General features: G+C 66.2%; 22 protein-coding genes and 2 tRNA genes. 12 read left to right on the forward strand and 12 right to left on the reverse strand.

What is annotated here, in order from left to right; all coding sequences use genetic code 11:
* Positions 1-112: 112 nt before the first annotated feature.
* Positions 113-964 carry a patatin-like phospholipase family protein gene (locus ACSQ24_RS01570; RefSeq protein WP_436092988.1) on the reverse strand — a complete coding sequence of 284 codons (852 nt, stop codon included), beginning with the start codon at positions 962-964 and terminating at the stop codon, positions 113-115.
* Complete coding sequence (locus ACSQ24_RS01575) at positions 964-1,446, reverse strand: MarR family winged helix-turn-helix transcriptional regulator (RefSeq protein WP_436092989.1); 483 nt, start codon at positions 1,444-1,446, stop codon at positions 964-966. Before ACSQ24_RS01575 ends, ACSQ24_RS01570 begins: the two co-directional genes overlap by 1 nt.
* Positions 1,447-1,719: 273 nt before the next feature.
* Here ACSQ24_RS01575 and ACSQ24_RS01580 point away from each other — a divergent pair, with 273 nt between their 5' ends.
* Complete coding sequence (locus tag ACSQ24_RS01580; protein WP_436092990.1) at positions 1,720-3,342, forward strand: long-chain-fatty-acid--CoA ligase; 1,623 nt, start codon at positions 1,720-1,722, stop codon at positions 3,340-3,342.
* A gap of 153 nt (positions 3,343-3,495) precedes the next feature.
* Positions 3,496-3,972: a hypothetical protein gene (locus tag ACSQ24_RS01585; RefSeq protein WP_436092991.1), complete on the forward strand. Its 477-nt coding sequence runs from the start codon at positions 3,496-3,498 to the stop codon at positions 3,970-3,972.
* Between the two features lie 122 nt (positions 3,973-4,094).
* Here ACSQ24_RS01585 and ACSQ24_RS01590 read toward each other — a convergent pair whose 3' ends face one another.
* Positions 4,095-4,520 (reverse strand): YybH family protein, encoded by a 426-nt coding sequence (locus ACSQ24_RS01590; RefSeq protein ID WP_436092992.1) that lies wholly within the window; start codon positions 4,518-4,520, stop codon positions 4,095-4,097.
* Between the two features lie 96 nt (positions 4,521-4,616).
* Here ACSQ24_RS01590 and ACSQ24_RS01595 point away from each other — a divergent pair, with 96 nt between their 5' ends.
* Entirely contained in the window at positions 4,617-5,558 is a 942-nt protein-coding gene (locus ACSQ24_RS01595; protein WP_436092993.1) for a LysR family transcriptional regulator, read from the forward strand.
* Between the two features lie 859 nt (positions 5,559-6,417).
* Here ACSQ24_RS01595 and ACSQ24_RS01600 read toward each other — a convergent pair.
* Positions 6,418-7,281: a LysR substrate-binding domain-containing protein gene (locus ACSQ24_RS01600; RefSeq protein WP_436092994.1), complete on the reverse strand. Its 864-nt coding sequence runs from the start codon at positions 7,279-7,281 to the stop codon at positions 6,418-6,420.
* A gap of 280 nt (positions 7,282-7,561) precedes the next feature.
* Here ACSQ24_RS01600 and ilvD point away from each other — a divergent pair, with 280 nt between their 5' ends.
* The 5 genes from ilvD to ACSQ24_RS01625 all read left to right on the forward strand — a co-directional run bounded on the left by ilvD (position 7,562) and on the right by ACSQ24_RS01625 (position 15,061).
* Positions 7,562-9,403 carry a dihydroxy-acid dehydratase gene (ilvD, locus tag ACSQ24_RS01605; RefSeq protein WP_436092995.1) on the forward strand — a complete coding sequence of 614 codons (1,842 nt, stop codon included), beginning with the start codon at positions 7,562-7,564 and terminating at the stop codon, positions 9,401-9,403.
* Positions 9,404-9,433: 30 nt separating this feature from the next.
* The gene (locus tag ACSQ24_RS01610) at positions 9,434-10,324 is read left to right on the forward strand and encodes a DMT family transporter (RefSeq protein ID WP_436092996.1); all 891 of its coding nucleotides are present in this window, start codon (positions 9,434-9,436) and stop codon (positions 10,322-10,324) included.
* A 109-nt stretch (positions 10,325-10,433) separates the two neighbouring features.
* A complete protein-coding gene (locus ACSQ24_RS01615; protein ID WP_436092997.1) occupies positions 10,434-12,482 on the forward strand; it encodes a caspase family protein in 2,049 nt (682 codons plus the stop codon).
* Positions 12,483-12,744: 262 nt separating this feature from the next.
* Positions 12,745-14,079 carry a hypothetical protein gene (locus ACSQ24_RS01620; protein ID WP_436092998.1) on the forward strand — a complete coding sequence of 445 codons (1,335 nt, stop codon included), beginning with the start codon at positions 12,745-12,747 and terminating at the stop codon, positions 14,077-14,079.
* 205 nt (positions 14,080-14,284) lie between these two features.
* Positions 14,285-15,061, forward strand: a complete 777-nt coding sequence (locus tag ACSQ24_RS01625; protein ID WP_436092999.1) for a DUF1499 domain-containing protein — start codon at positions 14,285-14,287, stop codon at positions 15,059-15,061.
* Between the two features lie 117 nt (positions 15,062-15,178).
* Here the strand turns inward: ACSQ24_RS01625 and ACSQ24_RS01630 are convergent, their stop codons facing one another.
* Positions 15,179-16,117: an MBL fold metallo-hydrolase gene (locus ACSQ24_RS01630; protein WP_436093000.1), complete on the reverse strand. Its 939-nt coding sequence runs from the start codon at positions 16,115-16,117 to the stop codon at positions 15,179-15,181.
* 107 nt (positions 16,118-16,224) lie between these two features.
* Between ACSQ24_RS01630 and ACSQ24_RS01635 the strand changes: the two genes are divergently transcribed.
* Entirely contained in the window at positions 16,225-16,851 is a 627-nt protein-coding gene (locus ACSQ24_RS01635) for a biotin transporter BioY (RefSeq protein ID WP_436093001.1), read from the forward strand.
* Between the two features lie 79 nt (positions 16,852-16,930).
* On the opposite strand, the gene ACSQ24_RS01640 is transcribed toward ACSQ24_RS01635, so the two are convergent.
* The gene (locus ACSQ24_RS01640; protein WP_181430569.1) at positions 16,931-17,074 is read right to left on the reverse strand and encodes a hypothetical protein; all 144 of its coding nucleotides are present in this window, start codon (positions 17,072-17,074) and stop codon (positions 16,931-16,933) included.
* Between the two features lie 291 nt (positions 17,075-17,365).
* On the opposite strand from ACSQ24_RS01640, the gene ACSQ24_RS01645 reads away from it, so the two are divergent.
* Positions 17,366-17,683, forward strand: coding sequence for a hypothetical protein (locus ACSQ24_RS01645; RefSeq protein WP_436093002.1), 318 nt, complete (start codon positions 17,366-17,368; stop codon positions 17,681-17,683).
* Positions 17,676-19,136 carry a methyl-accepting chemotaxis protein gene (locus ACSQ24_RS01650; protein WP_436093003.1) on the forward strand — a complete coding sequence of 487 codons (1,461 nt, stop codon included), beginning with the start codon at positions 17,676-17,678 and terminating at the stop codon, positions 19,134-19,136. Before ACSQ24_RS01645 ends, ACSQ24_RS01650 begins: the two co-directional genes overlap by 8 nt.
* Before the next feature lie 131 nt (positions 19,137-19,267).
* Here ACSQ24_RS01650 and ACSQ24_RS01655 read toward each other — a convergent pair.
* A tRNA-Pro gene (locus tag ACSQ24_RS01655) sits at positions 19,268-19,344 on the reverse strand.
* A 180-nt stretch (positions 19,345-19,524) separates the two neighbouring features.
* Between ACSQ24_RS01655 and ACSQ24_RS01660 the strand changes: the two genes are divergently transcribed.
* Positions 19,525-19,599 (forward strand) — tRNA-Gln (locus tag ACSQ24_RS01660).
* 186 nt (positions 19,600-19,785) lie between these two features.
* On the opposite strand, the gene ACSQ24_RS01665 is transcribed toward ACSQ24_RS01660, so the two are convergent.
* The 5 genes from ACSQ24_RS01665 to ACSQ24_RS01685 all read right to left on the reverse strand — a co-directional run bounded on the left by ACSQ24_RS01665 (position 19,786) and on the right by ACSQ24_RS01685 (position 23,707).
* Positions 19,786-20,727 carry an HlyD family secretion protein gene (locus ACSQ24_RS01665; RefSeq protein WP_436093004.1) on the reverse strand — a complete coding sequence of 314 codons (942 nt, stop codon included), beginning with the start codon at positions 20,725-20,727 and terminating at the stop codon, positions 19,786-19,788.
* Complete coding sequence (locus tag ACSQ24_RS01670) at positions 20,724-20,984, reverse strand: DUF3302 domain-containing protein (protein ID WP_436093005.1); 261 nt, start codon at positions 20,982-20,984, stop codon at positions 20,724-20,726. The genes ACSQ24_RS01665 and ACSQ24_RS01670 overlap by 4 nt, the downstream gene beginning before the upstream one ends.
* A gap of 8 nt (positions 20,985-20,992) precedes the next feature.
* Positions 20,993-22,111: a DUF1254 domain-containing protein gene (locus ACSQ24_RS01675; protein ID WP_436093006.1), complete on the reverse strand. Its 1,119-nt coding sequence runs from the start codon at positions 22,109-22,111 to the stop codon at positions 20,993-20,995.
* Positions 22,096-22,233: a hypothetical protein gene (locus ACSQ24_RS01680; RefSeq protein ID WP_436093007.1), complete on the reverse strand. Its 138-nt coding sequence runs from the start codon at positions 22,231-22,233 to the stop codon at positions 22,096-22,098. Before ACSQ24_RS01680 ends, ACSQ24_RS01675 begins: the two co-directional genes overlap by 16 nt.
* A gap of 490 nt (positions 22,234-22,723) precedes the next feature.
* Positions 22,724-23,707 carry a LysR family transcriptional regulator gene (locus tag ACSQ24_RS01685; protein ID WP_436093008.1) on the reverse strand — a complete coding sequence of 328 codons (984 nt, stop codon included), beginning with the start codon at positions 23,705-23,707 and terminating at the stop codon, positions 22,724-22,726.
* Positions 23,708-23,766 lie beyond the last annotated feature (59 nt).

Genomic DNA, 23,766 nt, shown 5'->3' on the forward strand with positions numbered 1-23,766 from the left:
CCGTTCCGCCTTCTGCGGATGGGGCAGGCCCTCATCCCTGCCCTTCTCCCACACGGGAGAAGGGTTCCCCGCGCCCTTGTTCGCCGGCAGTGCCTATCGAATCCTGATCCGCTCAGCTCGCCAGACGCTTCCGATCCACCACTCGCAAGAAATCCTCACCGTCCCTGACGCCGAGCTCGTAGGCGAAGCGGATGCCGTCCCAGTTGCGGATGGTGAACTGGCTGACCGGGATCACTTGCGAGGGCCGGACATAGGTGCGGTTTTCGACCTGCGGCACCTCGGCGAAGGGGCGTGTCAGCACCACCAGCGTCTGCTCGCCGGCGGCTTCCAGCTCGGCGAGCGCCCAGGCCGGGGCGCTGTCGACGAGGCCGCCATCGAGCGCGGCGCGGGCGCCGATATGGCCGGCCGGCATGAAGGGCGGCACGGCGGCGCTCGCCATCAATGCTGCGACCAACTCCTCCGGATCGGCGCAGTCGGCGATGCGGATCAGGTCGGGCCGGAAGCCGAGCCTGCGCCCGGCAGTCGGGTGCACGGGGCGACGCAGGCGCTTTTCGAGCTGGTAGGCGCCAATGCCGAGCGCGGTAATGACAGGCAGCGGCCAGAAGCGCGGCGGTCGCGAGATCGCGATCAGGAAATCGGCTCGGGTCTTCAGAGCTGCCAGCCGCTCCGGCGTGAACAGCGCTGTCAGCATCTCGCGATACATCTCGGCGACCGGGAACAGCCTGCCGCCGCGGCGGAACGCGGCCCAGTCGACCTCGGAGGTGCGGCCGGCGCAGGCGTCGCGCAGCATGGCGCGCACCGTCGGGCCGAGGCCGAGCGCGTTGTAGAGCATCGCGCCGGCCCCGGCGCTGGCGCCGACGATGCGGCGCGGCGCAAGGCCGATGCGGGGCGCCACCGTCTCGTAGAAGCCGCCTTGCCAATAGCAGCGGTTGCCGCCGCCGGCATAGGCCAAGCCTGTGAACATCAGCCCTGGTCCGTATCGAGGGCGCGGGCGCGCTCGCGCCAGGACAGGACCAGCCGGTCGAGCTCGGCGAGATCTTCCAGGGGGAGTTTTCCAAGCGTCTGCGCGACATAGTCGCGCTGCGTCGCCATGCCCGCTTCGGCGAGGCGGCGGCCTTCGGGCGTCAGATGCATGGCGTAGGAGCGCCGGTCGCCGACGATGGCGCGGCGCTCGACCAGTCCGGCCTGGACCAGCCGGTCGACCAGGCCCGAGACATTGCCCTTGGTGACGTAGAGCCGCTCGGCAAGCTCGCTCTGGCTGATGCCCTCGCGCTCGGTCAGCGTCGAGAGCAGGTCGAATTGCGGGATGGAGAGGCCGAGCTCGCGGATGCGCGCCGTCATCTGGCCGAGCATGCGCTGATGCAGGCGCATGAAGCGGAACCAGACACGGTCCGGCTCGATGGGCTCCGGGGCGGGGGCTGGGCGCGGCACTGACAAGGCGTTCATCCCTAGATCGTTTAGTTATAAACTAACTCATCTCCCGAGCGGACGCGAGGGCTTTCGCTTTTCCCTCCCCCCGCTTGCGGGTGGGGAGGGCTAGGGTGGGGGGCAGTGCCGATGGGCGGTAAGCTGGGCGAAAGACCATGCCCTGCTTTGCGGCCCCCCATCCCCAACCCTTCCCCACCGCAAGCGGGGGGAAGGGAATCTAGCGGACTTCCCCCTCGCGTCGCCCGCTCGCTATGCTGCCAAAAACCGACGCAAGACGACAGGGAGAAACGCATGTTCGGGCTGATGCAGAATTGGCCGCTGCTGATCCACCGGATCATCGACCACGCGGCGATCCAGCACGGCACCCGCGAGGTCGTCTCCCGCAGCGTCGAAGGGCCGATCCGCCGCACCACCTATGCCGAGATGCGGCAGACGGCGCTGACGATCGCCAAGCGGCTGACGCGCGAGGGCATCCGCCTCGGCGACCGCGTCGCGACCCTGGCCTGGAATACCGACCGGCATTTGGCGCTCTGGTATGGCATCAGCGGCATCGGCGCGATTACCCACACCGTCAATCCGCGGCTCTTCCCCGAGCAGATCGCCCAGCTGATCGGTCATGCCGAGGACCGGCTGCTGTTCCTCGATCTGAGCTTCGTGTCCCTGGTCGAGGGGCTGCAGGACAAGCTGGCGACGGTCGAGCGCTATGTGATCCTGACCGACGCCGCGCATATGCCGGAGACCTCGCTCAGGAACGCGGTCGCCTATGAGGACTGGCTCGCCGATGCCGACGCCGATTTCGCCTGGGCCGAACTCGACGAGAACACCGCAGCCGGGCTGTGCTACACCTCGGGCACGACCGGCGGTCCCAAGGGCGTGCTCTATTCGCACCGCTCCAACGTGCTGCACGCCATGGCCTGCGCTCAGCCCGACTATATGGGCCTGTCGGCGCGCACCGTGGTGATGCCGGTGGTGCCGCTCTTCCACGCCAATAGCTGGTCGCTGGCCTTCTCGGCGCCGATGACCGGGGCGAAGCTGGTCATGCCCGGCGCCAAGCTCGACGGCGCATCATTGCTCGAATTGCTCAACGGCGAAGGCGTGACACTGACCGCGGCGGTGCCGACGGTCTGGCTCGGTTTGCTCCAGCATCTCGAGGCATCGGGCGGCAAGCTCGACACGTTGAAGCGGGTGGTGATCGGCGGCTCGGCCTGCCCGCGGGCGATGACCGAGGCGTTCGAGACAAAATACGGCGTCACCGTCGACCATGCCTGGGGCATGACCGAGATGAGCCCGATCGGCTCGTTCTGCTCGATCAAGCCGATCTATGCCGATCTCACGGGCGAGGCGCTCTACGATCTCAAGGTCAAGCAGGGCCATCCGCAGTTCACCGTCGAGTTCCGCCTGACCGACGATGACGGCAAGGATCTGCCCTGGGACGGCAAGACCTTCGGGCGCCTGAAGGTACGCGGGCCGGCCGTCGCCGGCGCCTATTACCGCCACGACCAGCCGATCCTCGACGAGCACGGCTTCTTCGACACCGGCGACGTCGCGACCATCGATCCGCATGGCTACATGCAGGTCACCGACCGCTCCAAAGACGTGATCAAGTCCGGCGGCGAGTGGATCTCGTCGATCGAGCTGGAAAACCTCGCCATCGGCCATCCCGATGTCGCCGAAGCGGCGGTGATCGGCGTCGCCCATCCGAAATGGGACGAGCGGCCGCTCCTGGTGATCGTGCCCAAGCCCGGGCGGTCGCCCAGCCGCGAGGAGATGCTCGCCTTCATGACCGGCAAGGTCGCGAAATGGTGGCTACCGGACGACGTCGTGCTGGTCGAGGCGATCCCGCACACCGCGACCGGCAAGATCCAGAAGACGGCGCTCAGGGAGATGTTCCGGGAGTATCGGTTGCCGGGGTGAGGGGCGCTTTGGGCAGGTTGCGGACTGGCAGCTTTCAGATGCCGGTGGCTGAGGACCGGACGTCCTCTTATCGACTGCAAGCGCTTCGACAGGGATTGCTTCGCCTGAAACCTCCGATCACGATCTGAGCGTAATGGAGGTCGGGAGTCGATGATGAAGGAGTTTGACTATCGGTTTGATGCGGGCCCACTTGGTTCTGCCGACGAGCTTGCAGGCGAATGGGACGAGGGCAACTGCCGCCGAGCGGTTCAACTGTATCTTTTCTCAATGAGGGGAGAATTTCTTGAGCCGGATCGTGTGTTGTGCCCTGAGATATACAACCAAACAGGCATCTTCGTTATCGATGCAGATCAGCAGTTCGATTTCGAGCGTTTGAACAACGGTGACGTTATCTTTGCTGAACGTTTGAAGGACGGCCACGGTATGGAGGTTAACTGCGGACGAGCTACCTTTAGCTCAAGTGATGACTACGTTATTTCGCTTCACACCGCGCTATACACGGGGCACAAGAGTCGAGAAATTTGGCATGCTACCGCCATTGAAGGATCCAGTTGCTACTGGAATACGCAAAGATTTCTGGAATTCTATCGCCCCGTCGCCGCCAAACGACTGCTTTCAGCGTTGTCGTGACACCAGCGGAGCGTCCGCTATGGGGCGAAAACGGCCGTTCTCGGCTTTGCATATAGCCGCCATTCAAGCTGCCCGGATCGGGTGGGACGCGGATAGTGGCCCGCGTCCCACCCGCTCCTACTTCACGCAGGCACCTTGTTGAACATGTATCGCGCAATCTTCCACGCGCCGTCGCCATTTTTGAGCACAAACAGTTCGCGATTCTTCTCGTTGCTGACAGCGTTCACCTGCTTTATCGTAACCTGTACTTCAGAGTGCGTCAGAACGAACGCATAGTCGCCGCTCACGGTAATTTCGTCGAAAGCTATTTTCGCGTCGATATTTATCGCGCCGAAGCCATGAGCGAAGAAGGCGTTGATCTTTTCAGTGCCGCGGACCGTCGGCGCATCCACAGCCATCAAAATCCCATCATCTGTGAATAGAGACGCCAACACATCGGCCTGCGAGCGCCGCATTGCTTCAATATAGTTTTCGATGACCTGTTTAATGCGGTCCTGTTCCGTCCGGCTTTGTTCGTTTTGCATGTCTTCCAACTCTATCAGAGCCATGAGTTGCTCATCGGCTTTCCGACAAGAGATAGGGGCGCGCGATTGTTTGATTAGGGCGCATATTCCGAATAGACTTTGCGCATAGGCGGATAATCGATGGACCTGAACGGCGCGTTGATTTTTGTTCGAGTCGCACAGCTCGGGAGCTTCACAAAAGCGGCCCGGGCGCTGCGCCTGCCCAACTCGTCGGTGAGCGACAGAATTTCGGATCTCGAAAAGACCCTCGGCGTGCGCCTGCTCGTGCGCACGACCCGGAAGCTTCACCTCACGGATGCGGGATCGAGATTTTTGCAGAAAGCCGAGCTCGCCGTAGCCGCCTTGATGGAGGCGGGAGAAGAAGCGTCATCATCGCAAAGCCAGCCAACCGGCGTTCTGAGAATAACAGCGCCGGTCGAATTTGATCTGTCGTCCATGTCCGCCGCAGTGACGGACTATCTTCAAAAATTCCCGCAGGTCAGAATGCAATTTCTTCTGACCGAGAGAGTGGTCGACCTGATCGGCGAGGGTTTTGATATCGCCATCCGGGTGGGACAGGCAAAGCCATCAAGCCTATCGACTATAAGCCTCGGGACCAGCGGGTTCATCTTGATTGCGAGCCCGGACTACATCGGCAGGTCCCCTAAGATCCGTCATCCGCGCGATCTGGCCCATCACAACTGCCTGTCGGTCTCGACCGAGAAGGATGCCACCGGCGCGGCCATTTGGGACTTGATGTCCGTGGACGGCCAAAAGGCCAAGATAGAGATCCAGGCCCGCGTCTCCTCCAACTCTCTCAGCGCAATCAAACATCTCGCTTCGATCGCCGAAGGCGTTGCCCTCATGCCCGCGACGGTCGTGCGCGATGATGTCTCAGCGGGCCGATTGGTCCATGTGCTGCCGGAGTGGTCGACGGCTCCGCAGCCCGTCTACCTTGCGCACGCAGATCGAAAAAATTTGTCCCGCAAGGTCAAGGCGATGCTCCCGCTTCTCGAGCCTCGTGTTCGCGACAGCCTTCGGGCACCTATCAAGGCCGGTGAGCCGACGCGCAAGCCGCGCTAACCGGGGTCGAGATCCGCAGATCGTCGCCGATCCGCATGACCTGGCGGCACCGACTTCCAGAGCCTGAACGTGCGCGGCCTGTTCGCCGAAGTATGCTTCGCCCGCAAGCAAACCTTGCCAACGTCCGCAACGGGTCGCGAGCTACCATCGAACACGCACCTCCAACCCCGCCGGCTCCCGCCGCGAGGGTCTGAAGGCAAGCGCAAGCCCAAGGGGAGCGCGGGGTCCGGGTGCGGCCGCTTTCCGCCGCTGTGTCGAATGTCGATGTCGAAATGTCGAAGCGGCTTGGAGTTGCCGCTCCCGAACCCCGCGCGCGGTTTTCGTATGGTGCCTCGCCGAGCCATCGGGTCGGGCAGACCCGGCTTCGCCCGGACGAGGCTCCTCCGCCATTCCAGCCCGCAACGGCTGTTCAAAGCGGACACCGCTCTCCTGCCCGGCCGCACGATGCCTCGCGACAGCCCCCTTGGTCGGGCGGGACAGGGGTGAGAATACGCCAGGTTTCGAGGGCGGGGATTGATTGGTGAGTTATCCCCGTGGAGACGGGTTGCCTCGACCGTCATGCTCGCCCTTGTGGCGAGCACCCACGTCTTGGTCACCGTATTGCATCGACAAAGACGTGGATGGTCGGGACAAGCCCGACCATGACGGGAAAGGCGCGGGGAACCCTCTCCTGGAAGGAGAGGGCAGGGTGAGGTGTTCGGAGTGGAAACGTTGGCTTGCACCAACCTGCGCGGTCAGCGTTCGCGCCACTGGTCCAACGGCCTACACCTCACCCCTGCCCCTCTCCTTACAGGAGAGGGGTTCTGCGTCGCGGGTCCATCGTCTTTCCAGCGAACGCGGTGGGAATGACGGGCGGCAGCTATCCCTTCGCCTTCAGTGCCTCGGCCAGAAACCCGGCCAGCGCCCGCACCGCAGGTGTCGGGCGACCCGGTGCGAGATGCAGCGCGATCTCGGAGGCCGGCAAAGCAGGCAATCCTTCCGCCGCGCCGAGCAGGCGCAGCCCCTCGCGCGCGGTGCCGGCCTTGACCACGGTCAGCGCTGCGCCGGCGGCGGCGACCGCCTCGACCGCGCCGATGCTGGACGAGGAGAACAGGATGCGCCAGGGCTGGCCGGCTTCGTTCAGGGCGGCGAGCGCCCATTCGCGATACATGTTCGGCGCCTTGAGCAAAGCGAGCGGCAGCGGGCCGGCCGGTGGAAGATCGTGCCGGTCGGACCAGGCCCAGGCGGTGCGCTCGGTGCGCAGGACTTCGCCGCTACCATCGCCGGCCTTCTGCGTCGCCAGGACGAGGTCGAAGGCCTCGCCGAGACTGGCGAGCAGGTCGCGGGTGAAGCCGGTGGTGACTTCGAGCTCGACCTCCGGGTGCGAGCGGGCGAAGCGGGCGAGCGTCTCGGGCAGGATGATGGTGGCGTAATCGTCCATCACCGCGAGCCGGACCCGGCCGGAGACGTTTCGGGCGCGGACGACGTCGAGTGCCTCGTCATGCAGCGCGACGATGCGGCGGGCGTAAGACAGGAAATCCTCGCCGGCGCGGGTCAAAAGCACCTCCTGCGGCGAGCGCTGCAGCAAGGTCTGGCCGGCGATCTCCTCGAGCTTTCGCACCTGCGTCGAGATCGTCGACTGGGTGCGGTTCAAGGCCGCCGCGGCGCGGGTGAAGGAGCGCAGCTCGGCGATGGTGACGAAGGAGCGCAGCAGGTCGATGTCGATATTGCGCAATGCCGTCACGTCCCACTCCGTCGCCTCGGTTCCACCCTTGTCATCCCGGCCGTAGCGAAGCGAAGAGCCGGGATCCATGCCGGAACGGTTCAGGCATGGATCCCGGATCGGCGCCGCTTCGCGGCTTGTCCGGGATGACTCGCATGAAAGTGATATGGCTCCTTCTCGCGCCCGCAGCATGGACGGCGTCGATCATCAAAATCGAATAATTCAATTTTGGCTGTTCGTGCGCCGCCGCTAGCTATAGGGCGAACCCTTCTGTTCGGACGCCCTGTTGACGAGGTCAAGCATGCCGAGGCTGAGATCCGCCACCACCACCCATGGCCGCAACATGGCCGGCGCCCGCGGCCTCTGGCGCGCCACCGGCATGAAGGATTCCGATTTCGGCAAGCCGATCATCGCGGTGGTGAATTCCTTCACCCAGTTCGTGCCGGGCCATGTCCATCTGAAAGACCTCGGGCAATTGGTGGCGCGCGAGATCGAGAAGGCTGGCGGCGTCGCCAAGGAGTTCAACACCATCGCGGTCGATGACGGCATCGCCATGGGCCATGACGGCATGCTCTATTCGTTGCCCTCGCGCGAATTGATCGCCGACAGCGTCGAATACATGGTCAACGCCCATTGCGCCGACGCGATAGTCTGCATCTCCAATTGCGACAAGATCACGCCCGGCATGCTGATGGCGGCGATGCGCCTGAACATCCCGGTCGTGTTCGTCTCCGGCGGGCCGATGGAAGCGGGCAAGTACATCGCCGAGGGCGTGCTGAAGAAGGTCGACCTCGTCGACGCCATGGTCGCGGCCGCCGACAGCAAGTATTCCGACAGCGACGTCGAGGTGATCGAGCGCTCGGCCTGCCCGACCTGCGGCTCCTGCTCGGGCATGTTCACGGCCAATTCGATGAACTGCCTGACCGAGGCGCTTGGCCTGGCGCTGCCCGGCAACGGCTCGACGCTGGCGACCCATGCCGATCGCAAGCGCCTGTTCGTCGAGGCCGGCCATCTCATCGTCGACATCGCCAAGCGCTGGTACGAGCAGGACGACGCCTCGGTGCTGCCGCGCAATGTCGCGAGCTTCAAGGCGTTCGAGAACGCGATGACGCTCGACATCTCGATGGGCGGCTCGACCAACACGGTGCTGCATCTGCTGGCGGCGGCGCACGAGGCCGAGATCGACTTCACCATGGCCGATATCGACCGCCTGTCACGGAACGTGCCGGTGCTGTGCAAGGTCGCGCCGGCCGTCGCCAATGTGCATATGGAGGACGTCCACCGCGCCGGCGGCATCATGGCGATCCTTGGCGAGCTCGACCGGGCCGGGCTGCTCGACACCTCGCTGCCGACGGTCCACAGCGCCACGATGGCCGAAGCGCTGGAGCGCTGGGACATCAGGCAGACCCAGAGCGAGGCGGTGCGCTCGTTCTACAGCGCCGCGCCGGGCGGCGTGCCGACACAGGTCGCCTTCAGCCAGGACCGGCGCTACGAGGAGCTCGACCTCGATCGGCAGGCCGGTGTCATCCGCGAGAAGGCGCATGCGCATTCGCAGGATGGCGGCCTCGCCGTACTCTACGGCAACATCGCGCAGGACGGCTGCATCGTGAAGACGGCGGGCGTCGACACCTCGATCCTGACCTTCTCCGGCAAGGCGGTGATCTTCGAGAGCCAGGACGCGGCGGTCGAGGGCATCCTCAACAACAAGGTCAAGGCCGGCGAGATCGTGCTGATCCGCTATGAGGGGCCGCGCGGCGGGCCGGGCATGCAGGAGATGCTCTATCCGACGAGCTATCTGAAATCCAAGGGGCTCGGAAAGGCCTGCGCGCTGATCACCGACGGGCGCTTCTCGGGCGGCTCGTCCGGCCTCTCGATCGGCCATGTCTCACCCGAGGCGGCCGAGGGCGGCGCGATCGGTCTGGTCGAAAGCGGCGACGTGATCGAGATCGACATCCCGAACCGCGGCATCAGCCTCAAGGTCTCCGATGAGGAGATGGCGCGCCGGCGTGCGGCGATGGAGGCGAAGGGCAAGGATGCCTGGAAGCCGGCGGCGCCGCGCAAGCGCAAGGTCACGACGGCGCTGAAAGCCTATGCGGCGCTGGCGACCAGCGCGGCCAAGGGGGCGGTGCGGGCGATCGATTGAGCCGACAGCTGAGCCAGCGGAGCCCCCGGCATGAGCGAGCTCTGGGGTGTGGTGGCCGCCGCGGCGTCGAGCGCGCTTGGAGGAACCTCCATCGCCGCGACCCGCTATCTCGTCGGCCATCTCGATCCGCTGGCGATCGGCTCCTTCCGCTTCGGCATCGGCTGCCTGCTGCTGGCGCCGGTCGCCTTGCTCGGCGGCCAGCGCTGGCCTGAGCGCAAGGACTGGCTCCGGACAGCCGGGCTCGGGCTGCTGTTCTTCGCGATCTTCCCGATCCTGTTCAACGCCTCCCTGATCTACACGAGCAGCGCGCGCGGCGCGCTGGCGCTCTCCACCCTGCCGCTGCTGTCGCTGGTGGTCGGCGCGGCGCTCGGCCAGGAGCGGCTGACGGCGCGAAAGACGGCCGGCGTGCTGACCGCGATGGCGGGCGTCGGCTTCGCGCTTCTCGCAGGTCTCAGCCACGCGCCGCCGCAGGCCTGGCGCGGCGACCTCCTGATGATCGCGGCGGCGTTGTGCATGGCGCTTTACGGCATCTGGTCGAAGCCCATTATCCGCCGCTGCGGGCCGATCCCGTTCACGACGGTCGCGATGGCCGTCGGCGCTGTAGCGCTGGTCCTGATCTCGGTCGTGCGCGGCAGCTTCGATGCGGTGGCGCAATTTGCCGTCCCGCAATGGTCGGCGGCGCTCTATCTCGGTGTGATCGGCGCCGCCCTGACCTTCTATCTCTGGGCCTTCGCGCTCGGGCGCGCTTCGCCGACCAGCGTCGCAGTCACAGTCACCGTCAATCCGGTCACGGCCTCGCTGGTGGCCGCTATCCTGCTGAACGAACCGATCGGCTGGAACCTCGCGATCGGGATCGTCGTCGTCGGGATCGGCATCTGGCTTGCGACGACGGATGGGCACAGCGCTCGCTTCGGCGGGTAGGATTGCCCAACGTCACATCTTCGCCACGGATCGTCCGGACAAAAGCCATATCGACACACGACGCGCCAGTGCGGCACCCCGCTGGCGCGCCCTGATTTCGGAGGCGATCTTGCCGGCATTCCTGATCGCGATCCTGCTCTGGCTCGGGCTCGCCTCCAGCTCGATCGCGCAGGCGCCGCCGGCAACGCTTTCGGACAATGCCGAGTCGATCGCGGTCGTGGTCGGCAACAAGAGCTACAAGCAGACCAGCACGGTCGACTTCGCCCATAACGATGCCGAAGCGATCAAGGCCTGGCTCACCGGCACGCTCGGCTTCCGCGAGCAGAACGTCTTCCTCTTGAAGGATGCGACGCTCGGCGAGCTCAGCCAGGTCTTTGGCAGCGAGGCCAATCCGCAGGGCGGGCGGCTTTGGCGCAGCGCGGTCGAGGGCCGCTCCAACGTCTTCGTCTATTATTCCGGCCACGGCGTGCCCGACCTTGCGACGCGCCAGCCCTTCCTGCTGCCGCAGGATGGCAATCCGAATGCGAGCGAGAGCGGCTATGCCCTGCAGACGCTCTACCGGAACCTGGAGCTGGTCCGGCAGAAGATCGGGCCGCAGCGGCAGCTGATCGTGATGATCGACGCCTGCTTTACCGGCGAGACCGGGCGCAAGGGCGAGAGCCTGCTCGCGGTGTCGGCGCCGGGCTTCACCCCCGCCAAGCCGCGCACCGGCGGCGGCATCGTCAAGCTGGTCGCGACGTCGGGCACGACTCCGGCGAACTGGGACGAGAGCCAGAAGCTCGGCCTGTTCACCAGCCGCTTTCTGATGGGCGCCGCCGGGCTGGCGCGGCCGGCCGGCGCGCCCGAAACCGGGCCGCTCGCCTGGGCCGATCTGCAGCGTTACCTCAAGGAGACGGTCGAGGCCGCCGCACGGCGCGACAGCGGGCGCGAACAGGCGCCGGAGATCGACCTGGCCTCGATCGCGCTGCCGGTGGCGCAGCCGGTGCCAGCGGTGGCGCGCGCCGTCGCGCTGGCGCGGGACGAGGCCAACTGGCAACGCGCCAAGGCGGCCGGCGAGCGCAGCGCGCTCGAGGCCTATGTCGCGCGCTGCGGCGAGACCTGCGGGTATCGCGAGGCGGCGCTGGCGCTGCTGCTCGACAAGCGCCGCAGCGGCGAAGCCGCCACCGACGAGCAGAACTGGGTGAGGCTCAGCGGCTCCGGCAAATACGAGGATTATCTCAGGGGCTGCGGCACGGTCTGCGCCTATCGCTCGCTGGCGGAGGGCTATCTTGGGCGCACCGACGCTTCGCGCGATCCGCGTGTGCAGGAGTGCGACGAGCTCGCCGGCGATCCGAACGATCCCGACAAGCGCGCGGGCGTCAAGGGCGTGAAGTACGGGCGGCTCGATACGCGCGCCGCGATCGCGGCCTGCAAGCAGGCGGCGGAAGCGCAGCCGCAGGTGAGGCGGCTCTCCTATCAGCTCGGCCGCGCCTATGACAAAGCCGAACGCTACAAGGAGGCGCTCGCCGCCTATGACAAGGCAGCCGATGCCGGCAGCGCCGCGGCGATGAACAATCTCGGCACGCTCCACGAGAACGGCCAGGGCGGCAAGGTCGAGCTGCAGAAGGCGTTCGTGCTCTATGAGCGAGCGGCCGGCACCGGCAACGCCATTGCGATGAGCAATGTCGGGCGCATGCTGCAATATGGCCGTGGCCGGCCGCGCGACGAGAATGCATCGCTGCGCTGGTACCAGAAGGCGGCGGAGGCGGGCGACGCCTTCTCGATCGCCAAGCTGGTGCCGGCCTATCTCGAAGGACGGCCGGGCTTCCCGAAGAACCCGCAGAAGGGTTTCGACCTGTTCCGCCAGGCGGCCGACAAGGGCGATCCGATCGCGATGGTCTCGATGGCGACGCTGATCGACAACGGCTTCGGTTCGTATTTCCCCGGCACGAACGCGTTGCAGATGCTGATGAAGGCGCTGGAAAAGGGCGAAGCGGGCGCGGCGGCGATCTCCTCCAGCGACGTCTCCGACCAGAAGCTGAAGCCGGACACGGTACGGGCCTTGCAGCGCGCGGCACAGAAGGCGGATCATTACAGCGGCGCGATCGACGGCCGCTTCAACCCCGTCTTCGTCCGCGCGCTCGATTCCTATGCTCGGTCGCTGGAACAGGAGCGTTAGGCATGGAGATCGGGCACGGAACCTCGTCCGTCTTTCCGGGGCGGCGCGCAGCGGCGAGCCCGGAACCCATGACCATCACGGGTCTCCAGCGTCATTGCGAGGAGCGTAGCGACGAAGCAATCCAGGGGCGGCAGAGCCCTACGCCCTCCTGGATTGCTTCGCTTCGCTCGCAATGACGGGGGAAATCCGCAGCCGCCGTGTTCATGGGTTCCGGGCTCAGGCCTGCGGCCTGCCCCGGAATGACGGCGAAAGGTCGCGCGCAATGCGCTTCATCTGTCGGGTGCTCGTCGCTGGCGTGTTCTTCGCCGTCTCCAGTTCGGCCCGCGCCGATGCACTATCGGCCTGGCTCGACAGCGTCGCAGCCTGTGCCGGCAAGCGCGACCTGTCGCTCGCGGTCGTCGGCTTCGACGCCGGCCAGCAGGTGCTGTCGCGCACGCAGGCCGACGAGGCCAGGCTCGCGGTCGAGAGCCGGCTGCAGAGCGAGGGGCGAATCCGGCTTGCGGCGAGCGGCGATGTCGTGCGCATCAAGGCGTTGCGGGACAGCCTCAACCTGCAGAAGCCGGGCGATGCCGAGGCGCAGATTCGCCGGGCGTTCGATGGCGACGCCAGCGTGTTCTTCACCGAGCCGGCAAGGCAGGACGACAAGGCGAGCTTCCGCCTGCAGGCGATCGCCAAAGCGGGCGACTGCAAGGCGACGAGCGAGCCGGTCGAGATCGCGATCCGGACCAGGCCGGGCGTGGTCGATATCGACCAGGTGATGCGCAGGGCGGTCGAGAACCTCGCACGCGCTGCGCCCGAATTAAAGCGGGTCGACATCTGCCCCTTCGCCGCGGCGAGCGGCTACAGCGCCTGCAGTGCCGCGCTCGGCGAGCGATTGCTGCTCGCGCTCGATGCCGAGTCCCGCTCCGATGACCGCGTCCTGCGTTCGCGGCCGCTGGAGATCCGCAAGGCAGCACCCGGCCAGTGCGCCGCTGCTGGCGCCGAGGTGACGACGCGCGGCCGTTTCGGCGGGGATCGCGACGGCCAGAGCTGGATGGAGCTCGAATTCCGTCGCGGCGACGCCGTGCTGGCGCCGACCGGACGCAACCGCATCCCGGTCGAGGGGCTGGGTTGCGATCCGGCAGTGCGCCCCTTCCTCGAACACGTCGCCGCCACTGCCGGCTCGGACCGGGCAAGGCTCGCCTTGCTGCCGGCGGCCTCGCCCTTCGCCAAAGGGAGGCGGCTCGATGTCCGGATCGAGGGCAGACCGGGGATCAGGCTCGCCTGCTGGGTGCTGGCGCCGGACGGCACTGCCTCGGTGGTGCTGCCGGTACGGGGCGAGGAGGGCCGGAGCGTGCTGCGCGCTGGCGGCCAGTCCTATCCTTACGATTTCGGGCTGAACGACATCGTGCTCGACGCTGCTTTCGAGAACCTGTTCGCCTGCTTCGGAGCTGATGCCGAGCTGCCGGCGGTGCTGCGCGAGCGCTGGCTCAAGGCGGCACCGAGCGCAACAGAGGATGCGACGACGCTGCAGCCCGACGAGGTGCTCGACCTGATCGAGAAGCTGCGGGCCGTGCCGGGCGTGGTCGAGGCGACGGCGCCGATCGTCGTGCGCTGAGAGTACATGACCGGCCAACGCTCGTCATTCCGGCCGTAGCGAAGCGGAGTGCCGGAATCCATCGTAGGGCTCAGCGCTCTACGATGGATTCCAGAGCTGCGCCGCTGCGCGGCTTGTCCGGAATGACGACGGTTTGTTCCGAATGGGATAACTCGGGTATCCGACGTCCCTTGTTTTCTTCCTAAGGCTCAAGCACCTAAGAGACATGCACCGGCGCCTCGTCTTCGAAGAGCCGATTTCGCGCGCGGCGATCTGGAGCCGGCGGCTGGCGCTGTTCGGGCTGACGGTCGTCGCGCTCGCCGTACTGATCTTCCGCTTCGGCCAGCCTTCGCTCGAGCGACTGGCGCCGATCGCCGGCGCCTATCTCTTCGTCGGACTGGCCTTCCTGCTGGCGCTCGCCGCCTTCGTCAGGATCTGGCAGGACGGTCATCGCGGCATGGGCATCGCCGTGCAGGCCTTCGTGCTCTGCCTGCTGCTGCTGGCGCCGGTCGCCTATGCCGGCTTCCAGCTCGCGACGCTGCCGCTGATCGCCGACGTCTCGACCGATATCGACGAGCCGCCGGCCTTCAGCCGTTCGCGCATTGCTCTGGCGGCGCGCGAGGGGCGCGTGCCGCCCGATGTCCCGGCCGAGCGGCGCAGAGCGCAGCGCCAGGGCTATCCGAAGGCGTTGCCGATCGTGCTCGAACTGCCGGCCGAGGTCGCCTACGACATTGCCCGCAAGGCTTCAGTCAATCTCGGCTGGCGGGTGCTGGAAGGCGCGGCGCCCGGCGGGCGCAGCGGGGCGGGACGGCTCGATGCGGTGGCGCGCTCGCGCGTGCTGCGCCTCGTCGACGACATCACCATCCGCATCCGGCCGCGCGCCGATGGCAGCCGCATCGACATCCGCTCGGCGTCGCGGCTGGGCGGCTTCGACTTCGGCGCCAATGCCAGGCGCATCGCGGCGTTCGAGGAGGAGGTGAAGCTTTTGGTCGAGCTTCGCTGAGAGACCGCCTTGCCCTTCCCGTCATTGCGAGGAGCGCAGCGACGAAGCAATCCAGGGAGACGTAGAGCACTGCCGCTCCTGGATTGCTTCGCTTTGCTCGCAATGACGGAAGAGGCGTCAAGCCAGCCGATAGCGGCTCGTCAGCACGGGCGCCTCGTCGTCGCAGAGCACGACGCCGCGTGCGACCAGGTCCTCGAGCTGGGCCAGCACCGAGAGCGAGGCGGCGCCGCGCAGGGCCGCCGGCAATTCCTGGTAGATCGGCGGCACCATCTCGGGAATCGTCTCGTCGCCGGCCTGCAAGCGGCTGAGGATCGCCGCCTCGCGCAGGCGGCGATGCTGCACCAGCCCGCGCAGGAAACGCTGCGGCTCGCGCACCGGGCCGCCATGGCCGGGCCAGTAGAGCCGATCCTCGCGCGCCCGCAGCTTCTCGATCGAGGCCATGTAGGAGACCATCGAGCCGTCGGGCGGGGCGACGATCGAGGTCGACCAGGCCATGACATGGTCGCCGGAGAAGAGGGTGTTCTCTTCAGGCAAAGCAAAGGCGAGATGGTTCGCGGTGTGGCCCGGCGTCTCCAATGCCTGGAGTGTCCAGCCCGGGCCGGAGACGGCGTTACCCTCGGCCATGATGAGATCGGGCGCGTAGTCCTTGTCGGCGGAAGCGTCGAGCGGGTTGATCTCGCCGAGGACAAGATCGCGCGCCGGCCGGTGCAGGCCGCAGCCGACAATGCGCGCGCCGGTCGCCGCCTTCAGGGCGCGCGAGGCCGGGGAATGGTCGCGATGGGTATGGGTGATGACGATATCGGTGACGGTCTCGCCGGCGACCGCAGCGAGCAGGCGCTCGATATGGGCGGGATCGTCCGGGCCGGGATCGATGATCGCGATGCGGCCGCGGCCGACGATGTAGCTGCAGGTGCCGGTAAAGGTCATCGGCCCGCCATTGCCGGCGATCAGGCGACGCACCAGTGGCGAGAGCTGTACCAGTTCGCCCGAGGCCGCACCGGGGTCGCGGTCGAAGTCGAGCTGCTCGTCGGCGGCGTCCTGGCGGGGGCTGGTCATCTGCGCATCCGGGGTGGGGCATGATCTCCGGCTTGTCGGCCGGCGGGCCATTTCCTATAGACGAACGAGCCGGGCGTCGACGGCCCGAAGAAGAAGGACGAGATCCGATGGCCGAGACGCTGCCACTGCCCGCCACCTCCATGGTCAACGCGGCCCTGCCGGCCCTGTCCGATTCGCGTACGCGCGTCCTGCGCAATGTCGCGCTCGCCGTCGTCGGCAGCCTGCTGATCATCGCCGCCGCCAAGGTCAAGGTGCCGTTCTGGCCGGTGCCGATGACGCTGCAGACGCTGGCCGTGCTCGGCCTCGGCGCTGCCTATGGCGCCCGCCTCGGCGCCGCGACCGTCGCGCTCTACATCGCCTACGGCCTGTTCGGCCTGCCGGTCTTCACCAACACCCCGCCGGTCGCGGCCGGGCCGCTCTACCTGCTCGGGCCGACCGGCGGCTTCCTGATCGGCTTTGTCGCCGCGGCCGCGATCGCCGGCTGGGCCGGCTCGCGCGGTGCCTCGCTCTGGCGTCTCGCCGGCGGCGTGGTGCTCGCCGAGATCGTGCTGATGGCATTGGGCTTCGCCTGGCTGGCGCTTGGCGCGCAGATGGCGAGCGGGGCGACCGGCATCGGCTTCGCCAAGGCCTGGGCTTTCGGCGTGCAGCCCTTCCTGCTCGGCGACCTGATCAAGGCGGCGCTGGCGGCGAGCCTGGTCGGAGCCGGCTGGTCGGTGCTGAAGCGCCGCGGCTGAGCCGAACGGCAGCTACAGAATCAAGAAGCCGGGGCAATGCCCCGGCTTTTTTGTTGCCTGCCGTGTTGTCCGGAGGGGCTCAGCCCTGCGGCTTCTGGTCGGTGCAGGCCTTCTTCACCGGCTGCAGGAACATGTCGAGCTCCATCATGTTGCCACAGCGGTCGCAGCCGGCGAGCAGCGTCGTGAGGCCGAGGACGGCGATGAGGCGAAAAACGGATTTCATGCGAACGCGGCTCCAGATTGCAGCGCGAGCATAGCGAAGCGGCCGGCGCCGCGCCACCGGAGCGCCACGCTATGGTGAAACGCCGGGGGGATCAGAACAGCATTGTGGTCACGCCTCGGCGCGAAGGCGCTGCCGCAATTTTTTACCTATGCATGCATAACAGGCGTTGCAATAAATTTCTCGTTTCGAAAGACTGGAAACAGTAATCGCCCGCGTTTACCAGTTGTAAAGCCAGTCAGCCGCACTCTCTGTCGTTGATTGAACTGCGGATCGGTTGTCGGGGGGCACGCGATGCGTGAAATCGGCTTCGGCCTGATCGCCAGCCTGGTCATGGCGCTGGGCGCCTTTTCCATCGCCGCCTGGCCGGTTCCAGGGCAGCCCATCGCGGCCTTCTTTCCTGCGGGAACCTCGTCGTCCGAGATGGCGCGTGCGGTCTCGCAAGCCGGAGGGAGCCTCCTGCAGCTCGACGATGCCGCCGCGGTCGCGATCAGCATCGGCGATGGCGGCGACTATGCGATCTCTCTCTATCGCTCGGGGGCCTGGCTCGTGGTGGACGGCTCCCTCGCTCAATCATGCATCCGTCAGCTGAGGAGTCTTGCTCGTGGGTGAGGTCGAACGGCTCCGCATACGCTTCGCCAGGCTCCTGATCGCGATCCTGTGGGCGAATGCGGCCTTGCTCCTGATCGGCATCCCGTCCGACGGGGCGCCACATGCGACGACGATCTCGGCGGCCGGGGCTGCGCTCGCGATCCTGGGGACGCTCGCCTGGCGGCTCGACCGCATCGGTTGGGTCACACGGCAGATCACCAGCATGACTCTGGTCGGCCAGGTCATGCTGCTGGTCTATGGCTTTGCCGGCCACCCCTATCAGGCCGACCTGCATATGTACTTCTTCGCCATGCTGGCGGTGCTGGTCGGCTGGCTCGACTGGCGCATCTTCCTGCCGGCGACGCTTGCGATCAGCGCCCATCACCTCACGCTGAGCCTTGTCTATTCGGCCGGTGTGTTTCCCGGCGGCAACGACATCCGGCGCGCCTTCCTGCACGGTGCCATCGTCGCGGTCCAGGCTGGGGCGCTGAGCTGGATCGTCTGGTCGCTCCGGCTGGCGGTCGAGGCGTCCGAGCGCGAGCGCGCGGCGGCGGACGCGGCTAGGGCGATCGCAGATGAGGCACGCCAGGATGTGGTGACGACGACGGTACGGGCGGCCGGCGAACGGCGGCGCATCCTGCATGACCTCGCCAACGAGTTCGAACGTAAGATCGCAGGCATCGCACGCGCCGTCATCGCATCGATCGCGTCCCTGCGGGCTGCGTCCGAGCAGATGCGCAGCGGCGCCGCCGAGGTCTCGCAGCGCTCGAGTGCCGCATTGGATGCGTCGCGGCAGTCGTCCTCGAACGTCATCGCCATCACCGAGGCGACGTCGGAGCTCGCCAGCTCCTTCACCGAGGTCGATCGCCAGGTGAACGAGGCGGCACGTCTCGTCGGCGACACGACGCGGCAGGCGCTCACGGTGCTCGACAGGGTCGGCGACCTCTCGCGCAAGGTCGATGAGATCGGCGACGTCACCCAGGTGATCTCGACCATCGCCCGGCATACCAACCTGCTGGCGCTCAACGCCTCGATCGAGGCTGCGCGGATCGGCAATATGGGCGGGGGCTTCGCCGTCGTCGCGCACGAGATCAAGGGGCTCGCCGACGAGACCTGGCGGGCGACCGAGCAGATCCAGAGCCAGATCGACGCGATCAGCCTCTCGGGCGCCGATGCAATCAAGGCGATCGATGCGATGACGGTGACGATCGACACGCTCAACCAGATCTCGGGCGCGGTCGCGGCTGTGGTCGAGAAGCAGAACGTGGCGACGGCCGGGATCGCCGAGAACGTCAGGCGCGCGGCGAACGAGACGGTCACCGCCGGCGGGCATATCGACATCGTCAGCCGCGTCGCCGAGGAAACCGGCGAGGCTGCGAATCATGTCGCGGATTCCGCCGACGTGCTCTCGAGCCAATCGGTCGATCTCGACACCGAAGTCGCCGACTTCCTGGGGCGGATCCGGGCCGCCTGACAGGGCCACCTGGCCGGAGCGAGGCGCCCACCACGAGCCGAGGCGGACGCCGAACCGCCGGTAGGGCTGCCAAGCAAACAGGGCGCCCCGAAGGGCTGTTCTCGCGATACCTTGGACAATGCGGGAAATTTTGGTCGGAGTGGCAGGATTTGAACCTGCGACCCCCTCGTCCCGAACGAGGTGCTCTACCAGGCTGAGCCACACTCCGATCAACTGGTGGCCGGCTTATAGCCAGCCGGTCGCCGCAGCGCAACAGCCAAGGCTAGGGGTATGTGCAATCTTTTCGGCAAGGGCGCCGGATCGATGCCGCTGCCCTCTTGATCGAGACGGTGCGTGCGCGATCCGATGTTGCACGCGCTCGCGACGCGCTCTAGAAGGCAGCGCAGATTGGGGCGTCGCCAAGCGGTAAGGCAGCGGTTTTTGGTACCGCCATTCGGAGGTTCGAATCCTCCCGCCCCAGCCACGCTCGCCGTGTAGCTGTAGCCCGGCGCGATCTTTTGCATCTTTGGTTGGGAACAGCGCTTTCGCGAATGTCGGCTCCCGACCCGACGCAGAAGTTGGGAACGTCCGGTTCCAGGCAAGTGCCAGAGTGCGCTGTGATCGCACGAACCCCGCTCCGTTCAAAAAGAGCCGCCGAGCGTCCGCGCTGTCAGAACGGGTTGACGTAGTTCGTGATGGCGATCTGCCGGAGCAGGACCTTCCGGATGACGTGCGCCGCAGCGACCTTGTCCGTGAAGATCGCAGCGTCACCCATGCTGCCCGCTGGAAGGCCACGCGCAAAGGCCTCATCGTCCAGCTTGACGCGCACCGCGAAGGGGGCGGCCTGGATTGCCCTCGGCGCCACCGCTGAGCCAGACGTCTGGACCTGTCCAGTGGCGACGGCCTGGAGCACGCTTTCGACCTTACCGGTCTGCACAGTTCCGGGCATCATCTTGAAGGTTAGCTCGACGGGCTGGCCGGGCGCTATGAACCGCGCGTCGTTCTGGTTGATCTCGACGCCGACAACGGTGTCCGAGGTGTCGATGAAGGCCATCACGGGCGCAAGCGGCAGGTTGGTGACCCTCGCTCCCTTGCGGAGGGCGATGTTGGTAACGAAGCCGTCGGCCGGGGCTCGGACGGTGGTCTTCTCCAAATTCCACTGGGCACCGGTAAGCTGCGCTCTGAGCTGGGCGACCTCGGCCTCACGTTGCTCGACGTCGAAGGCGCGCCCCGTGCCCCGGCTCTGGAGCTGACTCATCTCGGCGAGCCGCGTCTCCTGGAACTTCAATTGGGCGGCGAGCGCGTCAACCTGGGACTGAAATGGAACCGAGTCGATCTTGAACAGCACGTCGCCCGCCTTTAGCGGCTGGTTCGCCTGCACTGGCACGTCGATCACCTCTCCGGCGACGTCGGGCACGATGGCAACCGAATGCCGGATCACCAGTGCCGGACCCTGCGGCGCACCCCAGTTCATCGGGATGAATAGGCCGATCATCAGTAGCAAGAAGACCAGGAGGGGTGACACCTTCCAGAAGGTGTTGAACGGCACGACACGCAGCTTCACCAGGACGAAGAGCAGCGCCAGGTAGACGTTGAGGAGAACAACGATCATAGCGGCGGGGCCTCTCGCGTCGCGATGGCTGAGGTCTTGGCCGGCACGTCGACATAGGCCCAGATCAGGACGACCGGCCAGAGCACGAAGCCAAGGAACAGGGTCACCCAGCCGCCGACCGCGACCGCCTCCGCCCAAGGGTGGTTCCGTTTGCGGGCAACCGCGCCGGGCAGAGCGCCCATGAACGCGACGACGATGGCCGTGCTGACGACCAGCACGACCAAGACGACCCAGGCGAAGATGTCGAGACCGGACATGGATCAACTCACTGGACGGCTTGCGCTTCGGGGAACTTCCACTTACCGCTGAGGACCTCGGCGCGAGGACGATAGAGCCTCACCAGATAGTTCCAGCCGTTGGTCGTCGGAATGCAGTTCACCGTCTTGCCGTCGCAGCCGCCGAACTGGACGTTGACCGACCCGTCGGACTCGCGCTTGGCCGTGATGTCGTTGACCGTGTAGGCGTTCTCCGGGTTCTTTTCGAAGTAGCCCTGCCCGTTGTAGACGCTTATCGACCAGAAGGCGTCGACGGGAACGTCCTTGACCTTCAGTTTGTAGATGGTCTTGCCGTCGTTCTTCTCCGGCGTATGGCCGACATAGACGGCGTCCTTGTCCGGGTTGCCACCCCAGCCGGCCGCCGTGCCGATGAGGCGGTGGACCGGGTCGACCTTGCCCCTGGGACCGAAGGCGCCTCTGAAGTCCTTCATCGTAGACGCCAGGGAGAGGAGCGCGTCGCGCACCTTTTTATGGCCACCGGCATCGTAGTTCGGCACCTCGAACTTGCCGGCGCCGGCCTGCTTCACGCGGACGCCATCCTGGACCGCGTGAACCTTCTTCAGGTCCTCCGGGTCGGTGGGGTCGACCAGGACGCGCATCAGCAGCGCCATGTAGCGCGTGCCCATCTCCTTTCTGGTGAAGGTGTAGGTGCCGGCCTTGTAGATCACCCGGGGCGTGAACTGATCCTGATCGACGACCTGAACCGAACGGAAGCGCTTGCCCGCATCCGGGAGCATGACCGTGACGGGACCCGCATCGAGATCGAAGACAGCAAACGAGTAAAGCGTGTCGCGGTTCATCCTGATCACCGACTGGCGGTCGATCGAGGCCGGCTCGCGCGTATGGTTGAATTTACCGAGGGTACCGTCCTTAAGCAGGTTGCCGAAGTACATGTCCGTTTCGGCCCGCACGAAATTGTCGGGATTGACAGGGATTGGCGTCGTTGCCGACTGGCCGAGGGCGCCGCCGATCATGGCGAAAGTCAACGCTGCACTTGAGAGCAAGGTTGTGATTTTCATGGTCTCTCTACTCCTAGAGCCGGCGAACCCATTTAGATCGCCGGAGATGAGGAAGTTAACCCGCGCTTCGACCTTCACGTTGGACAGCACGGCCCCGCCAGCTGGGTGCGCGTCGCCGACGAGAGCCGGCCGGAGTAGCTGTAGAAGTCGTTCTCGAAGTAGAAGCCGGGCGGCGGCACGACGCCCGGCGTCGGGCCACGCAGGCCCGGCACGTAGAGGCCCGCGCCTCCTTCCGTACCTAGTGCATTGGTCGTTAAAACAAGAGGAGCCAGTGCAGGCACGGCAGCAACTAGCAGATTTATTCGCACAAATTGAGCTTTCGTAGTTTCAAGTGCGCAGGCTGGACTGGCAATTTACTGGCGTCAACCCTAGATGCATCATAGCTTCATGCAAAACTTGAGGCAGGCACATGTGTGATGGGCGCGTTGTCAATCGGCCGACCAAACACGGATCGAGGGGCGGCACGGGGGAAGTCGCGCCGGCCTATTAATCGATGGCCTCTCAGATTTTTCTGATAGAACCGAGCGACCGCTTTCCACCCATTGCAGACGTAGCGGTTTGTCACTGCAAGCCTTCTCGGACGCCCAAGGCGCTCCACCCGTCAGCGACGTGACAAGCTCCCGCCGGTCACGCTGCCGGGAAAAGCAATCAGTCCCGGCGAGGTCGCCTCTTGTTGAGGCGCTTGGCGACGGGCGCTCCGCGTTACCGGTGTGGACGTAGACCTCGCGGAACAACCGCGCCGATCGCCGCCGCCGCCGTCTCGACGCCGTTACTCTTGCGCGGGCCGCCGCGGATGGTGTCGATCACGGCGCGGAGCGGCGGCGCCATCTGCCGCTGGGCCGGATAGCAGAGGTAGTAGCCGGGGAAGGGGGCGGACCAGGTCTCGAGCAGCGCGACGAGGCGGCCCGCGGCGATGTGGGGCGCGATCAGCTGCTGGCTGGCGAATGCGACGCCGACCCCGTCGACCGCCGCCTGCACCCCGAAGTCCTTCATGTTGGAGATCAGGGGGCCGGCGATGGCGACCTCGAACCACCTGCCGTTTTCCATGAACTCCCATTTGTACGGCGTCTTCTGCCCCGGCCAGCGCCAGCCGATGCAGCGATGGTCGAGAAGGTCGCGCGGATGGGCCGGCGTCCCGTGCCGGGCGAGATAGTCGGGCGAGGCGACCACGGTCTGGCGCAGGTCCGGGCCGAGTTTCACCGCAATGAGGTCCTTGTCGATCACCTCCCCGAGGCGGATGGCGACGTCATAGCCCTCGGCCACGATGTTCACGACGGCGTCGTCGAGGGTGACGTCGAGCACGACCTGCGGATAGGCGTCGCTGAAGTCCCGGAGGATCGGCATCAAATAGAGGTCCGCCGCCGCCCGGAAGCAGTGCACGCGGACGGTCCCGGCGGGATGGGCGCGGCGCTCGCGGGTCTCGCCCAGCGCCTCCGCCAGTTCCTCGACGGCGGGCTTGACCCGTTCGAACAGCCTGGCCCCCGCCTCGGTCAGGGAGACGCTGCGGGTGGTGCGGTTGAACAGGCTGACCCCGACCCGCTCCTCGAGCGCCCGGACCATCTGGCTGAGCGCCGAGGATGACACACCGAGATTCTCGGCCGCCCGGCTGAAGTTCAGCGAACCGGCGACGGCGACGAAGGCGCGGAGCTGGTTGAAGTCTCCGGCAGACAGAAGGGAAGGGTCCATGATCGCCTTCGATTGCTTAGCTCAGCTTACAAGGCTGATTAGCGTGCGTGTATTAAACA

It is taken from the genome of Allobosea sp. LjRoot237, assembly GCF_964253285.1.
Lineage (GTDB): Bacteria > Pseudomonadota > Alphaproteobacteria > Rhizobiales > Beijerinckiaceae > Allobosea.

Bases quoted from the DNA above. Each gene is read 5' to 3' on its own strand.
- ACSQ24_RS01575 (WP_436092989.1), bottom strand. From the start codon at position 1,446: ATGAACGCCTTGTCAGTGCCGCGCCCAGCCCCCGCCCCGGAGCCCATC.
- ACSQ24_RS01570 (WP_436092988.1), bottom strand. From the start codon at position 964: ATGTTCACAGGCTTGGCCTATGCCGGCGGCGGCAACCGCTGCTATTGG.
- ACSQ24_RS01590 (WP_436092992.1), bottom strand. From the start codon at position 4,520: ATGGCTCTGATAGAGTTGGAAGACATGCAAAACGAACAAAGCCGGACG.
- ACSQ24_RS01595 (WP_436092993.1), top strand. From the start codon at position 4,617: ATGGACCTGAACGGCGCGTTGATTTTTGTTCGAGTCGCACAGCTCGGG.
- ACSQ24_RS01645 (WP_436093002.1), top strand. From the start codon at position 17,366: ATGCGTGAAATCGGCTTCGGCCTGATCGCCAGCCTGGTCATGGCGCTG.
- ACSQ24_RS01635 (WP_436093001.1), top strand. From the start codon at position 16,225: ATGGCCGAGACGCTGCCACTGCCCGCCACCTCCATGGTCAACGCGGCC.
- ACSQ24_RS01610 (WP_436092996.1), top strand. From the start codon at position 9,434: ATGAGCGAGCTCTGGGGTGTGGTGGCCGCCGCGGCGTCGAGCGCGCTT.
- ACSQ24_RS01585 (WP_436092991.1), top strand. From the start codon at position 3,496: ATGAAGGAGTTTGACTATCGGTTTGATGCGGGCCCACTTGGTTCTGCC.
- ACSQ24_RS01640 (WP_181430569.1), bottom strand. From the start codon at position 17,074: ATGAAATCCGTTTTTCGCCTCATCGCCGTCCTCGGCCTCACGACGCTG.
- ACSQ24_RS01630 (WP_436093000.1), bottom strand. From the start codon at position 16,117: ATGACCAGCCCCCGCCAGGACGCCGCCGACGAGCAGCTCGACTTCGAC.
- ACSQ24_RS01625 (WP_436092999.1), top strand. From the start codon at position 14,285: ATGCACCGGCGCCTCGTCTTCGAAGAGCCGATTTCGCGCGCGGCGATC.
- ACSQ24_RS01620 (WP_436092998.1), top strand. From the start codon at position 12,745: ATGCGCTTCATCTGTCGGGTGCTCGTCGCTGGCGTGTTCTTCGCCGTC.
- ilvD (WP_436092995.1), top strand. From the start codon at position 7,562: ATGCCGAGGCTGAGATCCGCCACCACCACCCATGGCCGCAACATGGCC.
- ACSQ24_RS01580 (WP_436092990.1), top strand. From the start codon at position 1,720: ATGTTCGGGCTGATGCAGAATTGGCCGCTGCTGATCCACCGGATCATC.
- ACSQ24_RS01665 (WP_436093004.1), bottom strand. From the start codon at position 20,727: ATGATCGTTGTTCTCCTCAACGTCTACCTGGCGCTGCTCTTCGTCCTG.
- ACSQ24_RS01670 (WP_436093005.1), bottom strand. From the start codon at position 20,984: ATGTCCGGTCTCGACATCTTCGCCTGGGTCGTCTTGGTCGTGCTGGTC.
- ACSQ24_RS01685 (WP_436093008.1), bottom strand. From the start codon at position 23,707: ATGGACCCTTCCCTTCTGTCTGCCGGAGACTTCAACCAGCTCCGCGCC.